The 18385-nt window shown below is 69.6% G+C and carries 14 protein-coding genes; 10 read left to right on the plus strand and 4 right to left on the minus strand.

Annotated elements, in window-relative coordinates:
- Window positions 1-37: 37 nt before the first annotated feature.
- Complete coding sequence (locus G4D83_RS24635; protein ID WP_163867257.1) at window positions 38-2161, plus strand: HEAT repeat domain-containing protein; 2124 nt, start codon at window positions 38-40, stop codon at window positions 2159-2161.
- On the plus strand, window positions 2161-4449 hold the full coding sequence (locus G4D83_RS24640; protein ID WP_163867258.1) for a cyclic nucleotide-binding domain-containing protein: 2289 nt from the start codon (window positions 2161-2163) through the stop codon (window positions 4447-4449). The genes G4D83_RS24635 and G4D83_RS24640 overlap by 1 nt, the downstream gene beginning before the upstream one ends.
- A 12-nt stretch (window positions 4450-4461) precedes the next feature.
- Here the strand turns inward: G4D83_RS24640 and G4D83_RS24645 are convergent, their stop codons facing one another.
- A complete protein-coding gene (locus G4D83_RS24645; RefSeq protein WP_163867259.1) occupies window positions 4462-5160 on the minus strand; it encodes a GspE/PulE/PilB domain-containing protein in 699 nt (232 codons plus the stop codon).
- A 169-nt stretch (window positions 5161-5329) separates the two neighbouring features.
- Here G4D83_RS24645 and G4D83_RS24650 point away from each other — a divergent pair, with 169 nt between their 5' ends.
- A complete protein-coding gene (locus G4D83_RS24650) occupies window positions 5330-6157 on the plus strand; it encodes a hypothetical protein (RefSeq protein WP_176437503.1) in 828 nt (275 codons plus the stop codon).
- A gap of 24 nt (window positions 6158-6181) precedes the next feature.
- On the opposite strand, the gene G4D83_RS24655 is transcribed toward G4D83_RS24650, so the two are convergent.
- Entirely contained in the window at window positions 6182-7429 is a 1248-nt protein-coding gene (locus G4D83_RS24655) for an ArsB/NhaD family transporter (RefSeq protein ID WP_163867260.1), read from the minus strand.
- A 90-nt stretch (window positions 7430-7519) separates the two neighbouring features.
- Between G4D83_RS24655 and G4D83_RS24660 the strand changes: the two genes are divergently transcribed.
- The 3 genes from G4D83_RS24660 (at window position 7520) to G4D83_RS24670 (ending at window position 12090) form a co-directional block, all read left to right on the plus strand.
- Window positions 7520-9937, plus strand: coding sequence for a DEAD/DEAH box helicase (locus tag G4D83_RS24660; RefSeq protein ID WP_240356550.1), 2418 nt, complete (start codon window positions 7520-7522; stop codon window positions 9935-9937).
- 15 nt (window positions 9938-9952) lie between these two features.
- Window positions 9953-11497, plus strand: coding sequence for a ribonuclease H-like domain-containing protein (locus G4D83_RS46940; RefSeq protein ID WP_163867261.1), 1545 nt, complete (start codon window positions 9953-9955; stop codon window positions 11495-11497).
- A 110-nt stretch (window positions 11498-11607) separates the two neighbouring features.
- Window positions 11608-12090, plus strand: coding sequence for an FKBP-type peptidyl-prolyl cis-trans isomerase (locus G4D83_RS24670; RefSeq protein ID WP_163867262.1), 483 nt, complete (start codon window positions 11608-11610; stop codon window positions 12088-12090).
- A gap of 57 nt (window positions 12091-12147) precedes the next feature.
- On the opposite strand, the gene G4D83_RS24675 is transcribed toward G4D83_RS24670, so the two are convergent.
- Window positions 12148-13152, minus strand: a complete 1005-nt coding sequence (locus G4D83_RS24675) for a hypothetical protein (RefSeq protein ID WP_240356552.1) — start codon at window positions 13150-13152, stop codon at window positions 12148-12150.
- Window positions 13153-13211: 59 nt separating this feature from the next.
- Window positions 13212-14114, minus strand: coding sequence for a bile acid:sodium symporter family protein (locus tag G4D83_RS24680; RefSeq protein ID WP_163867263.1), 903 nt, complete (start codon window positions 14112-14114; stop codon window positions 13212-13214).
- Between the two features lie 598 nt (window positions 14115-14712).
- Between G4D83_RS24680 and tesB the strand changes: the two genes are divergently transcribed.
- The 4 genes from tesB to G4D83_RS24700 all read left to right on the plus strand — a co-directional run bounded on the left by tesB (window position 14713) and on the right by G4D83_RS24700 (window position 18259).
- Window positions 14713-15585 carry an acyl-CoA thioesterase II gene (tesB, locus tag G4D83_RS24685; RefSeq protein ID WP_163867264.1) on the plus strand — a complete coding sequence of 291 codons (873 nt, stop codon included), beginning with the start codon at window positions 14713-14715 and terminating at the stop codon, window positions 15583-15585.
- An 84-nt stretch (window positions 15586-15669) separates the two neighbouring features.
- Window positions 15670-16365, plus strand: a complete 696-nt coding sequence (locus tag G4D83_RS24690; RefSeq protein WP_163867265.1) for a glutamine amidotransferase-related protein — start codon at window positions 15670-15672, stop codon at window positions 16363-16365.
- Window positions 16366-16604: 239 nt separating this feature from the next.
- Window positions 16605-17144, plus strand: coding sequence for a PDC sensor domain-containing protein (locus G4D83_RS24695; RefSeq protein WP_163867266.1), 540 nt, complete (start codon window positions 16605-16607; stop codon window positions 17142-17144).
- 20 nt (window positions 17145-17164) lie between these two features.
- On the plus strand, window positions 17165-18259 hold the full coding sequence (locus G4D83_RS24700) for a methyl-accepting chemotaxis protein (protein ID WP_163867267.1): 1095 nt from the start codon (window positions 17165-17167) through the stop codon (window positions 18257-18259).
- The last annotated feature ends 126 nt before the right edge of the window (window positions 18260-18385 follow it).

Here is an 18385-nt window from a genome sequence, read left to right on the forward strand (position 1 = left end):
CCTGCGACTTTTCCACCGTTCGCCTTACCGGAGACCGATGCGAACCGGCACGCGCCCCTTCCTCCTCATGCTGGTCCTGGTCCTCGGCTGCAATGGCAGCCGGGACCAGCTCCTCGCGGATCTCCAGAGTCCTCGCCCGGAGGTCCGCGCCCTGGCGGTGAAGAAGCTCGCCGGGCAAGGCAATCCGGACGACCTCGTCCTCTTCACTCGAGCGGCCAAGGACCTGGCCGCCATCGTCCGCGCCGAGGCCGCCGTCGCGCTGGGGGAGAGTCAGGACCCCCGCGTGGTGGACCTGCTCGGCGAGCTCCTGGAGGACTCCGACGAGGAGGTCCAGGGCCGCGCCGCGATGGCGCTCTCCAAGGTCAAGAACGACAAGGCCAAGGCCTACCTCACGCTCCAATACGGGCGCCGAGGCCGCGCCACCCGTCAGGTCATCGTCCAGGCCCTGAAGAACGCCAACGTCCCGGGCGCCATGGCGGAAGTCGTCGCCGCCGAGGCCAAGGGGCAGTGGGATCGCAACCTGCTCACCCTCACCGAGGGAGCCCTGCCCGAGCGGGTGGGCGCCGCCGAGGAGCTTGGCAAGAGCGGTCGTCCCGAGGCCGTCAATCGCCTGTTGCCCCTGGTCCGCGACAGTCAGGTCATCCTCGCCGCCGCGGCGGTGCGGGGCCTGGGTGATGCCGGTGACAAGCGCGCGGTGGGAGCCATCGCCCTGCTGCTGGACGAGAGCTTCCCCGAGCTGCGCGAGTCCGCGATCATCGCCCTGATGAAGTTGCAGGACCCCGCCGCCGCGCCTCGTCTGCAGGCCGTGGCGGTGGAGAAGAGCGCCGTGAGCCCCATGGCCATGGACGCCATCCTGTCCTTCCCGCGCACCCCGGAGACGGACACCGCGTTGTGCGCCGTCACCCTTGATGGCGCGCCGGCCGAGGCGCTCGCCGCGGGTCAGGCGATGCGCTCACGCGGTGGCTGTCCACTGGACCCCATCGGCGAGCGCCTGTCGCGTCCCGCCACCGCCGCGAGCGGCCTGCAGGCCGTCCTCGGATTGGGCCCCACGGCGCTGCCGCTGCTGCCGAAGGTGACGCCGTGGCTCAACCAGAACGACGCCACGCTGCGCCTGCTCGCGGTGGAGGCCGTCACCGTCGTGGGCGATGCGTCCGTGGTGCCGCAGCTCCAGAAGCTCTACGAGCAGGAGGCCAAGGGGCTGGAGGAGCTGCGCACCGACTGGGTCAGCCAGAAGCTGCCGGAGAACTACTCGGCGGAGTTCGACCCGTCGGCTCCGTCCACTTCTCCTCATGTGCATGGGCAGGCGGGGGACGAGCGGGTGGCTCGCCACGCTTCGCTCTTCGAGCGCGTGAAGGCGCTCAACGCGCAGCGGGCTCGTGCGTCGGGTCGTCCAGTGGTCAAGCCTCGCGTGCCCACGGAGCTGTTCGATGACGTGGAGCCGGAGCGTCTGGTGCCGCTCGCGACGCTGCTGCGCTCCTTGGGAACGCTTCGGGCGCCGGGCGCGCTGGAGCTGCTCAAGGGGTTCAGCCAGGACTCAAGCATTCCCTTGCGCACCGCCGCGCTGGTGGGCCTGACGCACCTGGGCGCCGAGGGCGTGGCCATCGCGCGCGAGGGGATGCTGGAGCCCGAGAGAGATCTCCAGAAGGCGCTGGCGCAGGCCCTCGCCGAGTCGGGGCCCGAAGGACAGGCCGCGCTGGTGGAGCTGCTCCCGAAGATGGGCGGAGAGAAGCTGCTGGTGCTGGATGCGCTGACGCGGGGCTCGGGTGCGCCCGCTTCGGCGTCCGCGGTCCTCCAGACGGTGGTGACGGAAGGGGGCCCGGAGGCCGCGCTCGCGGCGGGGCTGCTCGGGCGCATCCAGTCGAAGGAGGCAGTGCCCACGCTCATCAAGGCCCTGGACGAGACGAACAGCGTCGCGCGCAGGGATGTGCTGCTGGCGCTCGGGACGCTCGGTGATGCGCAGGCGGCGGAGGTGGTGTCGCGAGACTTGTTCCACGACCTGCCGGAGATTCGCGCGGCGGCGGCCACGGCGCTCAAGCGCATGGGGGCGACGAACCAGGGCGAGTCGCTGGATGCGCTCAAGAGCGACTACTTCCGCACCGTGCGGGACGCGGCGGGAGCGGCACTGGCGAAGGGTGGCACCGCCGCCGAGGGAGCCAGGTGATGGAGGCGCGCAAGCTCAAGGACAGGGCCGCTGAAGCCTTCACCAAGGGCCGCTTCTCCAAAGCCGCGGAGCTGTACGAGGACTTCTGCAAGCTGGACCCGAAGGACCACCAGTCGCGGCTGCGCACGGGGGATGCCTGGGCCAAGGCGGGTGAGCGCGAGCGCGCCATCGCCGCGTACCATTCCGCCGCCGAGGGCTTCGCGAAGGAGGGCTTCCTCCCGCGCGCCATCGCCGCGAGCAAGCTCATCCTGGAGCTGGACCCCAGCCACCAGGGCGTCCAGCAGATGCTGGCGAACCTGTACGCACGTCGGGGGACGCCAGCGGGTGCACGGGCTCGCGGGCCGATGACGAGCGCGCTCTCCGCGCCGCCGCCCCCCGAGCGCCCCGCTCCCGTAGCCGCCGGGCCCGTGCCAGGGCGTGCCGATACCCCGACGGCGCTGTCGGCGGGGGAGGGCACCATCAACCTCTCCGCCGAGCTCCCCGCGGAGCTGGCGCTGTCCGTGGACGACGCACCTTCTCCGGGCTCCGTCGAGACATCGGAAGAGGTCGTCCACTCCGTGAGCATGGGGCTCTCGGACGCCGAGACCTCCACCTCGTCGGCCGAGGAGCACGAGGGCTTCGATATCGCGCTGGGCGAGTCGGAGTCGTCACCGTCCACGAGTGTCGCGGCGGCTCCCGCCAGCGCTCCCGTCACGAGTGCGGGGAGGCAAGGCTCGACCGCGAGTGTCGGCACGGGTCCTGCCGGGACTCTCGTCACGAGTGCGGGTGCACCCGGCACGTCAGCGAGTGTCAGCACAGGTCTCGTTGGGACTCCTGTCACGCGTGCCGATGCACCCGGTACGGCCGCGGCTCCCGCCACTCCCTCGCTCGGTGCGCTCGAGTCGCTTCCCGTCGCGAGTGGCAGCCCCGTTCCCACGGGGACCACCGTCATCAGCGCGCGTGAAGGCAATGGCACCTCGTTGCCGCCGGGACTCGCGCCACGGGGGGCCACGCAGCGGGTTCGTCCTGCCGTGCCGGAGACGCCCGCCGCCTCGGACGTGGACGCGTTGACCCCGCGCTCTCCGAGCGGCAAGTGGAAGGCGCTGTCTTCACCCATCGGAGAGCAGGGCTCGGCCGAGACGCCTCGGACGCCGATGGTCATCGACCCGCCCTCCGCGCCCCCGGGCTTGCGCCCACGCCGCGCGGAAGCCACCCCTCACGCGGGCGCCACGGCCGTGCCCTTCCGGGAAGTGTCGCGGGAGCTCGGTGCCTCGCTGCGCGCGGTGCCGCCGAGCCCGTCGTCCTTCACCGAACTGGAAATGGAAGCAGACTCCCTGCTCCATGCCGTCGAACTGGCGGCCCAGTCAGGGCTGAACCAGCGCGCCGAGGTCATCGCGGGCGGAGACGAGGAAGAGGTCTTCAGTCTCACCGAGGAAGTCGTCACCGACGTGCCCTCGCTGGACGCGCTTCCCAGCATCCCGCTGTTCTCGGACCTGCCTCGCGACGCCTTCATCGAGCTGTTCGAGCGCTGCCCCTTGCGCCGCTTCACCCTCGGAGAGCGCATCATCGACCAGGGCAGCCACGGCGACGCCTTCTACGTCATCTGCGAAGGACAGGCGCGCGTCTTCCGGACCGAGTCTGGCCGCCGCGTCGACCTGGCCACGCTGGAGGGCGGGGCGTTCTTCGGCGAGATGGCCATCCTGTCCGGAGCCCCGCGCACCGCGTCCGTCGAGGCCGGCACCGAGGACACGCAGCTGCTCGAAATCTCCGCCACCGTGCTCACCTCGCTCTCGCGGAGCCACCCCCAGGTGGCGGCGGCCCTGAAGAAGTTCGTGCGGCAGCGCCTGCTCACCAACGTGATGAACACCTCGGCGCTGTTCCGCCCCTTCAACCGGAAGGACCGGCGCACGCTGGTGGAGCGCTTCCGCGCCCGTGACATCGAGCGCGGTGAGGTCATCATCCGGGATGGCGACCAGACCGACGGCCTCTACGTCCTGCTCTCGGGCGAGGTCGAGGTGCACAAGGATGGGCACCTGCTGACGCGGCTGAAAGAGGGGGACCTGTTCGGTGAAATCTCCCTCCTCCAGAAGACGCCGGCCACCGCGACGGTGACGGCCGCGCGCCACACCACGCTGCTGCGGCTGCCGCGCGAGGACTTCGACGCGCTCATCTCCAGCCACCCGCAGATCCTCGTGCTCATCTCCGAGCTGAGCGACGAGCGCCTTCGCCGCACGGAGCAGGTGCTCGGCAGTCATCTCTCCGGCACCTTGAGCTCGCTGGACGGCGAAGAGGAGCTCATCCTGGTCTGAGGTGCGCGGGCTTCAGCGCACCTTCGCCAGGTAGTCGTCGCGGGTGACCAGTCCCCGCGTCTCCAAAAGCTCCAGCATGGCTCGCAGCGAGCGCGCCTGCTGCGCCACCATGCGCTCCAGGTCGGAGACCTGCTGCGTGAGGATGTCCACGCGCTGCGCCAGCTCGCTCTCCCTCACGGGCGCGGGAGTCTGGCTGACCGACGGGCGAGAGGGCGCTGTCGTCTCCTGTGGCTCGGAGGGCGGAGCCAGCTCGAAGGTCTGCTCGTCGATGTTGAACGACAGCGGCGAGGCCGTCGTGGACGTGAATTCGCCATGGTAGTGGCGACGGATGGCGCGCTCGATGGACGACGCGGCGGCCACCACCACCTGGATGCGCTGGCCCGTGTGGAAGGCCAACTCCTGGAGCGACTCCACATTGGTGGGGTCCGCCGTGGCCACGGTCAGCAGCTTGTTGGCCGGGTCCGCCGCGGTGGGGAAGACGGTGTAGCGCTCGGCGATGTCCGGGCGCAGCGCCTGGAGCGCCACGGCCGAGGGAGTGATTCCATCCAACTCCACCGTCGGAATGGAGAGCTGGCGAGACAGCGCGTGGACCATGGAGCTCTCATCCACGAAGCGCATCTGCACCAGCGTCAGGCCCAGACGGCCGCCCCACTTGCGCTGCTCGGCGAGCGCGGAGCGCAACTGGGTCTCCGTCAGGAGACCGGCATCCATGAGGATTTCCCCGAGTCGGCGCTTGCGGCCGGGGGGCGAAGAAGGGGGTGGCACGGAAGAAGGATTCACGCCCCCCAGCATACCAGCGGCCGGGTCGACCGGTCCCCTGGGAGCCAGCCCGCCGGTGGGGAAGGGGCGAGCCCCCCCGCAATGGGGTAAATGTCAGGACATGACGCGAAGCCTCCTCCCGTTTCTCACGCTGGCGCTCTGCGCCGGCTGTGCGTCGCAACGGCTGGCCGGCGCGGACCTGGACCGCGTGCGCCGCCCCGCCTTCATCTCCCGCATCGAAGATGGCGCCGGCCCTCGCAGCTTCGTATTCCGCGAAGACGAGGCCTACGGAGACAAGCTCAAGAAGCTCGAGCCCGTGGAAGCGGACCGGCGGCTCACGGTGAAGCTCCAGCAGGCGGTGACGCGCTTCGAAGTCTCGGAGCGGCTGCGCGTCAACACGCTGACGCAGCTTCCCCGCGAGGCGCCGTGGACGGCGACGGTGGACCCGGCGCGCGTGGCCTCCGTGCTGGAGAGCTTCCTCGTGGAGGAGGTCCCCGCGAATGCTCCGGACTACGACCTGGTGATGCCGCTGGGCGCGGACACCGTCGTCGAGTTCGTCGTGCAGGAGTTCGGCATGCGCAGCAAGAAGGGCCACGCGGGCGCCTTCCTGCGCGGGTATGGGCGGATGTTCACGCTGGATGGGCGCTCGGAGGTCTGGCGGCATCCATTCGAGATCAACCAGGCGGAGACCGACGCCGCGCACCTGGACCCGTTCAAGGTGGGCAAGGACCCCGACCTCTTCCGTCAGGCCATGACGACCATGCTGGACCAGGTGGCGCTCGACTTCGTGAAGGACCTCACGCCGAGGGACAGGCGCGGGGGGCCCTCGCTTCCGGCCCACCCCATCACCTCCTCGCCGGACACTGTCGTGCCGACGGTGGTGGAGCCCCCGAAGACGCCCGAGTCGGAGCTGGCCCCGGGCGAGTTGCCGGACCCGGACCCGTCCTGACGTCGAAGGACTCCGGGCCGGGCGCTAGAAGAGGGCGTGCTCCGCGAGGAGCACCGCGAGCCCCACCACGAAGCTGACGAGGGTGACGGGCAGGCCCACGCGCAGGTAGCGCAGGAAGCTCATGTCCACCTTCTCGCGCGCCGCCTCGAAGACGATGAGGTTGGCGACGCTGCCCACCAGCGTGAGGTTGCCCGCCAGCGTGGAGCCCAGCGCCAGCACGTGCCAGCCCAGCTCCACGTTCTGGAGCGCGGGCACCCACGAGCGCGCGAGCATGACGAAGGGCACGTTGCTGAAGATGTTGGACGCCACCAGCGTCAGCCCCGCGAAGCCCAGCGTCTCGCGCCACGCCGGCCCCGTCATCAGCGGCGCGAACAGCAGGCGGATGTCCTCCGCCCAGCCGTGCTTGTTCACGCCGTAGACGACGACGAAGAGGCTGGAGAAGAACAGCAGCAACACCCAGTCCACGCGCTCCAGCGCCTCGCGAGGCTCCCGTCGGGACAGCGCCATGACCAGCGCGGCGCCCGCGAGCGCGCTCCAGCTCATGGGCAGGCCCGCGAAGAAGGCCACGACGACGCCCGTCATCACGACGAGGGTCAGCGTGAGCAGCACCCGGTCCACGGGCGGGGGAGGGGGACGGGGCTCGAAGCGCGTGGACGTCAGCTCCTTGCGGAAGATGTACACGAGCGCGCCCGCGACGATGGCCGTGGACAGCAGCGCGGGCAGGGCCATGTACGCGGCGAAGCTCGCGTAGGAGATTCCCGAAGCGCCCTGGATGAGCATGTTCTGCGGGTTGCCGGTGAAGGTGGCCACCGAGCCGCTGTTGCTGCCCATGCAGACGGCGAGCAGGTACGGCACGGGCGGCAGGCGCGCGTCCTCCACCGTGGCGAGGACGAGGGGCGTGAGCATCAAGCACACGGTGTCGTTGACGAGGAACGCGGACAGCAACCCGGAGATGAACGTCACCGCCACCAGCAGCAGTCGGGGCGTGCGCGCTCGCCGCACCGCCCAGGCCCCCGCCGTGCGGAAGAAGGCCGCCTGCGAGAGATAGGCCGCCAGCAGCATCATCCCCAGCAAGAGGACGATGGTGTCCGCGTCGATGGCGTGCTTGGACGGGTCCTCGCTGTGGTTGAAGACCTCGGCGGGAGTGACGACGCCGAGCACCACCATCAGCACTGCGCCCAGCAGCGCGCCGCCAGGACGGTCCAGCTTGATGAAGGGGAGCCGGGCGCCAGCGATGAAGACGTACGTGAACAGGAAGATGGCGAGGGCCACGGGCGGCGCACCCTAGCCGAGCGCCGTTCCACGCGCGCTGGCCGCGTTCGCGTTGTCCGGCCGGGTACACGCCTGTACAGTGCCCGACCCATGAAGTTCGAGAAGGAAGAAGCGGCCTTTGGTGGCCCCCGCCGCACCCCCTGGAACGCCCCCCGGGGCCTGGACTCCGTGCTTCAGCAGTGGAAGGCGGACAAGGGGCTGGGGCCGTGCTTCTCCCTCGACGAGGCCACTCCCGCCCGCGTGGGCGCTTTCGCCCCCATTCCGGACGAGGTGGCTCCCCAGGTCCGCGAAGCCCTCCGCCAGCGCGGCGTCGAGCAGCTCTTCTCCCACCAGGCCGAGGCCTTCCGTCTGGCCCGCTCCGGGAAGAACCTGGTCATTGCTACACCAACGGCCTCCGGCAAGAGCCTTTGCTACAACCTGCCGCTGTTGGACCGCTTCGCGCGGGAGCCACAGGCGCGGGCCCTGTACCTGTTTCCCACCAAGGCCTTGTCGAGAGATCAGGAAGAGTCCCTGCGCGCGTTCATGCGCGAGGCGGGGCTGTCTCACGGGGCCATCACCTTCGACGGAGACACTCCGGCGGATGCGCGGCGGGCGGCTCGGGAGCGCGGGGGCGTCCTGCTCACCAACCCGGACATGCTGCACACGGGCATCCTCCCGCACCACGCGAGCTGGGCGCGCCTGTTCTCCAATCTGCGCTACGTCGTCATCGACGAACTGCACACGTATCGCGGCGTCTTCGGCTCACATCTGGCCAACGTGCTGCGACGCCTGCGACGCGTGGCGCGCTTCCACGGCTCGGACCCGGTGTTCATCGCGGCGTCGGCCACCATCGGCAATCCGCAGGCGCACGCGCGGCGGATGCTCGGGTGTGACGTGGAGCTCGTCTCGGAGAGCGGGGCGCCGGCAGGGGAGCGCCGGGTGATGGTGTTCAACCCTCCCGTGGTCAACGCGGAGCTGGGCATCCGCGCCAGCTACCTGAAGACGTCGGTGCGCCTGACGGCGGACCTGGTGCGCGCGGGCGTGTCCACGCTGCTGTTCGGCCAGTCGCGCAACAACATCGAGGTGATGCTCAAGTACCTGCGGGACAAGTTCGTCGAGGAGAAGCTGGACCCGGCGCTCATCCAGGGCTACCGGGGCGGCTATCTGCCGGGCACTCGGCGGGCCACGGAGGCGGCGCTGCGCGCGGGCGAGGTGCGTTGTGTCGTCGCCACCAACGCGCTGGAGCTGGGCATCGACATCGGCTCGCTGGACGCGGTGGTGTGCGCGGGCTACCCGGGCTCGGTGGCGGCGCTGATGCAGCGCTTCGGTCGCGCGGGTCGTCGAGGCGCGGGGAGCCTGGCGCTGCTCGTGACGTCGAGCGCCCCGTTGGACCAGTACCTCGCGGGGGACCCGCGCTTCCTCATCGGCGCGCCGGTGGAGCATGCGCGCATCGACCCGGACAACGTGGAGATCCTCGTCCAGCACCTCAAGTGCGCCTCCTTCGAGCTGCCCTTCGAGGAGGGCGAGCCCTTTGGCGACGTGCCGCCGGAGTCGACGGCGGAGGCGCTGGGCTTCCTCGCGCAACATGAAGTCGTGCATCCCACGGCGGGGGAGGGGGGGCGGCGCGTGTTCCACTGGTCCTCCGACGCGTACCCGGCCAACCACGTGTCCCTGCGCAGCGTGGGTTGGGACAACGTCGTCATCATCGAGCGCGGCACGGACCGGACGCTGGCGGAGATGGACTTCCGCTCGGCGCACACGATGCTGCACGAGCAGGCCATCTATCAGCACGAGGGCGAGCAGTATCAAGTCGAGAAGTTCGACTACGAGAACCACAAGGCCTTCGTCCGCAAGGTGGCGCCGGACTACTTCACGGACGCGATGACGTACGTGCGGGTGAACGTCATTCAAGAGGACCAGAGCGCGCCCATGGGGCCGGAGCTGCATGCCGGCATGGGCGAGGTGAGCGTCATCGAGAAGGTGGTGGGCTACAAGAAGATCAAGTACCACACGCATGAGAACGTCGGTTACGGCGACGTGGCGCTCCCGGAGATGCAGATGCACACCACGTCCCTCTGGCTGACGGTGCCGGAGTCGGTGGTGCGCTCGATGAATGCACCGCGCCCGGCTGTCATCGACGCGCTCCGAGGCGTGGCCACCGCGCTGCGGACCGTCGCTTGCGTGGGGTTGATGATCGACCCGAGGGACGTGGGCAAGACGCTCGGCAGCCGCGACGACGCGGAGGGACCTCCGCGCAAGGATGGCGGCGTGGGGTTCGACCCGACCATCTTCCTCTACGACAACGTGCCGGGCGGCGTGGGACTGGCCGCGCGACTCTTCGACCAGCGGGACGAGCTGCTCGTGCGCGCGCGCCGCCTGCTGGAGTCGTGCGCCTGCGAGGAGGGCTGCCCCGCCTGCATCGGTCCCGCGTCGGGTGTCATGCCCGGACAGGCTCCGGTGGACCCGCATCCTCGCAAGCGGCTGGGGCTGGAGCTCCTGTCGGTGCTCGGCATCGCGGGCGTGCAGTAGGCGGAGGCTCGGCGCGTGGACCTCAAGCGAAAGCTGGCGCGACTGACAGGCGTGGGCCCGGGAGGCAAGCCCGCGACGAATCGCGTGGCCACGCTGCCCGAGCCCTCGTCGGAGCCTCGCGCCGAATCCACTCCGCGAGCCGAGGCCTCGTACCCGTCATCCGTCGACGCCCATCCGGCGGAGGTGTCGCACGAAGATGTCGCGGCCACGCCATCGCCGTCCCAGGCGCTGATGGCTTCGTCGGGCGCCGCGTCAGCGCTGTCCCAGACGACGGGTGCCGAGCCCGTGGCCCCGAAGGACCCGCGCATCGAGGCCCTCCGGCGGATGCTCGCGGACTGGTCCGAGCGCCAGGGCCAGACGGCCGCGCGTCGGGGGACAATTCCCGCCAAGCCTCGCCCGGGTCCGCTCCCGGTGGTGCCCCAGGAGACACCTTACGGGACGGTCCACGTGTCGGAGACGCTGCTGTCCCCCGAGCACCGGCACGGCTCCGCGCCCGTGGCGGGGGCGCTGGACGTCGAAGGAGACCTGGTCGCCCGCCTCGCGCTGCACGAAGAACTGGCGGGCGTGGACTTCCAGCGGATGCTCTTCCTGGACACGGAGACGACGGGGCTCGCGGGCGGCACCGGCACCGTGCCCTTCCTCGTGGGGCTCGCGTGGTTCGAGGGCCGCTCGCTTCGCGTCCACCAGCTCTTCCTGCGCAAGCTGGGCGAGGAGGCTCCCATGCTGCGGGTGCTCGCCGCGCGCATGGCCACGTCCTCGTGCCTGGTGACGTTCAACGGCAAGAGCTTCGACTGGCCGCTCCTGCGCACGCGCTTCGTGCTCAACCGCGTCGCCACACCGCCGGAGCTGCCCCACCTGGACCTGCTCCACTGCGCGCGCCGCGTCTTCAAACACCGGGGCGCGGGCACGCGACTGGTGCACGTGGAGGAGCAGGTGCTCGGCCACCGCCGCGTCGACGACGTGGATGGCTCGCTGATTCCGGAGCTGTACTTCCGCTACCTGCGCGGCGGGGACGGCTCCGCGCTGACGCCGGTGCTGGAGCACAACGCCAATGACCTGCTCCTGCTGGCCGCGCTCCTGGGTGAACTCGTGCGCAAGTTCAGGGCAGGGGACGGCACCGCGGTGCCTTCGGGTGAGGACCCGAGAGATCTGCTCGGCTTCGCCGGAGTCGCGCTCCGGGCCGGAGACCTCGCCCGGGCACGGGCCTTCGCCCGGGCGGCGACGGGCGGCGCGGGCACGGTGGGCGTGGAGGCTCATGCCCTGGCGTCACGGCTGGCCCGCATGGCCGGCGAGTCCCAGGTCGCCGTCGAACACCTGCTCCAGGGGCTGGCCTCGGCCCGGGGCCTCCAGGCGGCGACGCTCCACCTGGAGCTGACCAAGCTCTACGAGCACTCCCTCAAGGACCTCGCGAGCGCGCTGCGCCACGCGCGCCTGTCGGCGGCGGCGGAGTTGCCGGATGACCATCGGCGCCGCATCGTTCGCCTGGAGGGCCGCATCGACCGGAGCACGCGAGGCCGCGCGTTGGAGTCAGGCGCCCGGCCCCCGCGCCCTGGCGTCTGAAAGCCCTTGCGTCCGGTTTCGGGCGGGCCGGCTCGCTCCCATGCCCACCCGCAGGTCGACCGAGCACATGATGGGAGCGTTGGACCCCGGCCTGCGCTAAGAGAGGCGCCATGAAAATCACGAAGGACAGTGTCGTCTCCATCGACTTCCGGCTCCACCTTGGCGATGGGAAGATGGTGGACGAGAGCGAGCCTGGAGATCCGCTCGTCTATCTGCAGGGCCACGAGGAGGTCGTCCCCGGTCTGGAGAAGGCCCTGGAGGGCAAGGCCAAGGGGGACTCCCTGTCAGTGGTCATCCCCCCCGAGGACGGCTACGGGCCGCATGACCCGGAAGGCATCGAGGAAGTTCCCAAGAGCGAGTTCCCGGAGGGCCTGGAGCTGACCGAGGGAGGCATCCTCACCGCCACGGACCCGGATGGGGACGAGGTGGACTTCCTCATCAAGGAGATCAAGGGCGACCTCGTGGTGGTGGACTACAACCACCCGCTCGCCGGCAAGACGCTGCACTTCGACGTCACCGTCAGTGACGTCCGCGCCGCGACGGCCGAGGAGCTGGAGCACGGCCACGCGCACGGTCCGGACGACGCGCACTGAGTCCGCCCGGTGCGGGAGGGAGGGCCCAGGAAGCCCTCCCTTCCCATCCATCCCGACTCAGCGACCGCCCATCAGGTCCGAGTTGAACGAGAAGCCGATGAGCATGTACGGCATGGGCTCCTGCCGGCTCGGGTGCTTCACGTACCAGGCCACCATGCCGAGCACCGTGGGACGGTTGAACAGCGTCCCCTCGTCCGTGTTGAACGCGTACGAGGCGACCGGACCCACGCGCATGTGGCTGTTGTCGACCGTGGTGCTTCCGGAGACGCCCTGGTCCTCGTTGTAGCGGGGCCACACGGCGCTGAAGCGCGCGCCCAGCATCCAGCGGCCGGACAGGTAGACGACGTCCGAGTCGTTGGTGAAGACCCATCCCTTGCCCGCGAGAATCGAGTCGAGCATCGGGTCATAGAACGTCGTCGCGCCGTCGCGCAGCGTCAGGTTCCAGTACTCCAGGCTGAACTTGGCGCGCACCGCGATGGGGCCCACCTTCGCCTGGAGCGTCGGCTCCACGATGAAGTGGTGGCCGCTGGTGCTGTAGGCGTTGTCCTCGCCCAGGTCCAACGCGTCATCCGAGAAGTCCTGCAGCGGGTTCGGATACGACTGGAGGAAGCCCATGGTGCCCAGGAAGCGCGTGTACTCGTAGCTGGCGCGTACGTTGAACAGGGCGATGGGCTGGATTTCGAACTGGGGGCCCACCTTGAGCGAGGCGGGGTTGGCCTTGATGAGGGCCGCGGCGTTGACGAACGTGTCGCGGAACAGCACCGACTCGCTGTCGAGCAGCCGCTTCTGGATGACCAGGCGGTTCTGCGTCTCCAGGCCGATGGGGTTGACCCGGAACAGGTTGAAGCTCGTCATGTACAGCCGGACGTTCGGGATGGGCCGGGGTGGGAGCGCCGGCGACGGCTCGTTGGCCGGGGTGACTTCCGGTGGCTGGGGCGCCCCGGTCGTCGGAACATCCGACGGCTGGGCGGCGGTGGTGGACTGCTGCGCGGCCGCGGGAGACACCAGACCCAGGCTCAGGCAGAGCGTGCAAATGGACAGCGATAGACGCTTGAGCATCATCTCGACACTTCCTCGGGTGTGAGGGGGGACCGCGGCGAGGCAGACCGCGGCTCAGGCCTTCAGGAACGACTGGGAGAAACCGCGGGGCTCGTCTGTTCGTCTGAGTGGCGGCGCGTCACCGCGTAGCCGAAGATGGCCGCCGTGAAGTACATGACGATGCTGTAGATGGCGGGAGGAATGGCCATGGTCGCGTTGTTGAGCAGCAGCGGGCTCATGGCGATGGTCATCGCGAGGATGCCGTTGTGGATGCCGATCTCCATGCCGATGGCCACCGCCTGGCGTCGTGGCAGACGGAACACCAGCGGGGTGACGAATCCAATGGCCATGCTCAGCAGGTTGAAGCTCAGCGCCGCCAGCCCCACCTGCTTGAAGTACACGCCGATGTTCACCCGCTCCTGGTAGACGGCGGCGGCGATGACGAAGATGAGGAACGCGACGGACATCAGCCGGATGGGCTTGTCCAGCGCCTGGGCGATGCCCGGCTTGCGTGAGCGGATGAGCATCCCGATGCTCACCGGGCCCAGCACGATGACGAAGACCTGCAGCACCTTGGAGAACTGCATGGGGACCGCGCGGTCCTCTCCCATGAAGTGCATCAGGGACAGGTTGACGATGAGCGGCAGCGTGAAGAGCGTCAGCGCGCTGTTGACCGCCGTCAGCGTGATGTTGAGCGCGACGTCACCGCGGGCCAGGTGGCTGAAGAGGTTCGCCGTGGCGCCGCCGGGAGAGGCCGCCAGCAACATCAGCCCCACCGCGAGTTCCGGTCCCAGTCCGAAGGCATGGGCGATGAGCGCACAGCCGGCGGGAAGCACCAGCATCTGGCACACGAGCCCGACAATCACCGCTCGCGGATAGACGATGACGCGCTTGAAGTCCGCCAGCGTCAGCGTCAGTCCCAGGCCGAGCATGATGACGGCCAACGACAAAGGAATCAGTACCGCGGTGAATACGTTTGACTGCATTCGCCCCCCGCCAAGTTTCGGGCGTTCCGTCGCCCGCGCCGCGCTGGTGTCTCAATGCAAACAAGCGTGGCGCACTTGGGTGTCTCGCTTCAAGCCACCCCTCGCGATTTGCGACGGTGTCCTGGCAGGTCATGACGCCCGGCGTCATTCATTTGTCACATCGATGGAAAGCTACACCTGTACGCGTGTTACCCGGCGGTGCGGGGTGGTGTCACGGTTTGCTCAGGGGGGTGTCCTGTTTGCCTTCCGGGGTAGGGACGCGGGCGAAGCGGCGGAAGAAGCTGGTGTCGTTCCAGCGCGGTCTTTCGGGGGCGTTGGCCACGGTGCGAGTCAGCTCCGTGAGCTAGGACCTTGACGTGGCCCCACCAACGCTTCACCTCGGGGGAGGGCTCGGCGGCGGGGGCCAGGGTGGGCAGCAACAACAGCGAGGTCCGCAACACGGAACGGTGCAGGGGCGCGCTCGTGGCGAGGGGCCTGTCTCCCTGACGAGCGACGGGGCGGGCCATTCCAGCCGTGCCTGGCAAGAGCCGTCCCATGGCGCAGGCCTGCCTCACTTCAGGGCGAGACAGGCGAGGCCGGCGTCGGCTAGGAGGGGCGCATGAGCCGAGTCCTGACCGAGCTGCTGGAGCTCCTCAAGCTGGAGGCCATCGAGGAGAACCTGTTCCGGGGGAGGAGCCAGGACCTGGGCTTCCGCCAGCTCTTCGGCGGGCAGGTGCTCGGGCAGGCGCTCTCGGCCGCCAGCCAGACGGTGGAGCCGGCGAGGCATGTCCACTCGCTGCACGGCTACTTCCTTCGCCCCGGCGACGCGAGCCTGCCCGTCGTCTACACCGTGGACCGCGTGCGCGACGGCGGCAGCTTCAGCACGCGGCGCATCGTCGCCATCCAGAAGGGGCAGCCCATCTTCACCATGATGGCGTCCTTCCACGGAGACGAGGTCGGCTACGCGCACCAGTCCTCCATGCCGGACGTGCCCCCTCCGGAGAGCCTGCCCACGGACCTGGAGCTGCTGGCGCGCCAGGCGGACCGGATCCCCGCGCGGCTGCGCGAGAAGATCCTCTGCGACAAGCCCATCGAGATGCGACCGGTGGCCTACACGGACCCGTTCAATCCCGTGCCCACCGAGCCGCTCAAGGCGGTGTGGATTCGCGCCGACGGCGGGCTTCCGGATGACCCGCAGGTGCACAAGTACGTGCTCGCGTACGCGTCCGACTTCAACCTCATCAGCACCGTGCTGCTGCCGCACGCGGCCAGCTTCTTCCAGCCGCAAGTCGTTGGCGCGAGCCTGGACCACGCCCTCTGGTTCCATGGCGACTTGAAGGTGAATGACTGGCTGCTCTACGTCATGGACAGCCCGTGGGCGGGCAACGCCCGGGGCCTGGCGCGCGGCTCCGTCTACACGCGCGATGGCCGCCTCGTCGCCTCCGTGGCGCAAGAAGGACTGTTGCGCATCGTCAAGGGCGACAAGCGGTAGCTCGCCGCACGTGGCCGCGCGCGCCCGTGCTCGAGGGAATCCGGGTAGGCTGCCCGCGCGACGGCGGACACGGAGGGCTTCTCAATGCGCGCGGTGGTGTACCAGCACGAAGAGCACGAGGGCGTTGGACTCCTGGGACCCGCGCTCACCAAGGTGGGCTTCACCCTCGTCAATCGCTTCCGCTCCGTGAAGCACGAGGACGTGGACGCGGAGCTGGTGGTGGTGATGGGCGGCCCCATGGGCGTCTACGAGGCGGACCAGCACCCGTTCCTGCGCGAGGAGCTGTCCGTCCTCCGCGAGCGCCTGGCCCACGAGCGTCCGTGTCTGGGCATCTGCCTGGGCGCGCAGCTCCTCGCGGACGCCGCGGGCGCGGAGGTCTTCGCCGGCAAGAATGGCTTCGAGGTGGGCGTGGGCCCGGTGCGGTGGACCGCGGAGGGCCTCAAGGACTCCGTCATCGCCGGCGTGCGTCCGCGCACCGTCGTCGCCCACTGGCACGGTGACACGTACAAGGCCGTGCCCGGCGCCACGCTGCTGGCCTCCACCGACCGCTACGTCCAGCAGGCGTTCCGGCTCGGCGCCTCGTTCGGCTTCCAGTTCCACCTGGAGCTGACCGCCCGGGAAATGGGGCGCTGGCTGGAGCTGGGCGCCGAGGACCTCCGCCAACGCGGCAGGGACCTCGCGGAGCTGAAGGCCGCGCTTCCGAAACTCGAATCCGCCGAAAAAGAGAATGCCGAACTGCTCCAGCGTCTCGCGGAGCACTTCGCGCAGCACGTCCGCTGAACGTCCCTGGCGGGCCTCGCCTGGGCCTTGAAGCGTCCATGTGACTCGAAGCAGCCAGGCATGTTTTGACCCTGGGTCCGTCTGGCTCCGAGCGGGCGGCTTTGAACCGGGAGGGGGAGGGCCCCTTTGCCCTCCTGGCTCACGTGAGATGTCTCAGTCATGTATCGTCGGAGTCATCCGCCGGCGAAGAGGGGGAAGTCTGTCTCGCCGATACAGCGTGCGGACGCGTTGAGGTGGGGATGTGGTGTTTCGGCATGGTGCTGACGGTGCTCGCGGGGGTGCCCCCGGACGGCGTCGCTCAGCTCGAGAAGGTGGAGCGCCTGATGCCCGCGCTCCAGCGGATGGCCGTGGACCCTGAGCTGGTGCGGGCGGTGCGCGAGCAGAACGCGCGGGGAGTCTCGCTGGCGTCCATTCGCGCGGACGATGCCGCGTGGCTGTCCACTCCGGCGATGACACCCTTCAAGCAGCGGGTGCTGGAGGCGGCCGGCTCGCGGGTGCTGGCGCGCCACCGCGAACTCGTGGGCGTGCGCAAGGTGGCGGAGGCGTTCGTGATGGATCGCCAGGGCGCGCTGGTGGGCGCCACGCGGCGGACGAGCGACTACTGGCAGGGGGACGAAGAGAAGTTCCAGGTCCCGTTCAAGCAGGGGCGGGTGCTGACCGAGCACCCCTTCTTCGACGAGTCCTCCCAGGCCTACGTCATCCAGGTCTCCCTGCCTGTGCGCGACGGCGGCCAGGTCATCGGCGCCGTCACCATCGGCCTCTCCCTGCTCGACCTCTGAAGCCTCCTCGCGGACCGCCCATGCGCTTGCTCGACGCTCTCTCCCTCCGCACCCGCCTGACGCTGGCGGTCTCCCTGCTCACGCTCTGCGCGCTGGCGCCGCTCAACGTCCTGGGCCGCATCTTCATCTCCGACAACCTCCAGGCGCAGATCCACGCGACGTTGCTCGTGGAGGCGCAGGGCCTGAGAGACCTCGTCGAGTCCACGCTGGCCGAGCGCGAGGCGAACGCCCGGAGTTGGTCCGAGGACTCCATCCTCCGGGGCGCGCTGCTCTTCGACACCTTCGACAAGAGCGACGCGGTGCTCGTCGCCCTGGAGAAGCGGCACCCGTCCTTCGCCGGGCTGGTGCTCTTCACCGAGGAGGGCCGCGCGGTGTCCGCCAGCGAGGAGCGGCTGCGCGAGGCCTACGAGGGCCACGAGGCCCAGGTGCGCGCCACGTCGTGGTTCCGCGCCGCGCTGAATGGAAGGATGGACACCACGGGCGTGGGGGCGGCCGGCGAGGCCACCGTCACCGCGAGCCTGGAGGGCTTCGCGCAGCTGCGCGAGCAGGTGGGCCGCGTGGCCAGCAGCATCTCCGCCCTCAATGAGCGCACGCAGCAGATTGGCGGCATCACCCAGACGGTGCAGGACCTGGCCGACCAGTCCAACATGCTCGCCCTCAACGCGGCCATCGAAGCGGTCCGCTCCGGCGAGCACGGCAAGGGCTTCGGCGTGGTGGCGCGCGAGATTCGCAGCCTCGCCGACCAGTCCATCACCTCCACCGGCCGCGTCCGCGAAATCCTCGACGACATCCGCCTGTCCATCCAGGGCGCCGTCCGGCAGGCCGAGCAGAGCCAGGGCAGCGCTGAAACCGGATTGACGCAGGTGCGCGCCAGCGGCGACAGCCTTCGCGAGCTCACCGGCATCATCCAGGACAACGCCTCCGCCGCTCAGCAGATCGCCGCCGCCGTGACGCAACAGAATGCCGGCGTCGCTCAAATCTTCACCGCCGTGACGGACTTGTCCCGGATGATGGAAGAGTCCATGCAGGGATTGCAGAGCTCCCAGCGGATTACCGCGTCGCTGCGCGAGGTCGCCGCGCGCATGGAGACGGTGGCCGCCACGTACCGCGTCTAGTCAATGTCAGCGGGGCGACACTCAGTGTGCTTTGCGGGAGCACACTCCGAGTAAATAAGGATTATGCGCAACCCGGGGATTCCTGGAGCCATTCCGGTTCCTTGGAGGCCTCGTTCCGTTGGTCCT

The sequence above is a fragment of the Myxococcus eversor genome (assembly GCF_010894455.1).
In the GTDB taxonomy this organism is placed as follows: Bacteria; Myxococcota; Myxococcia; order Myxococcales; family Myxococcaceae; genus Myxococcus; species Myxococcus eversor.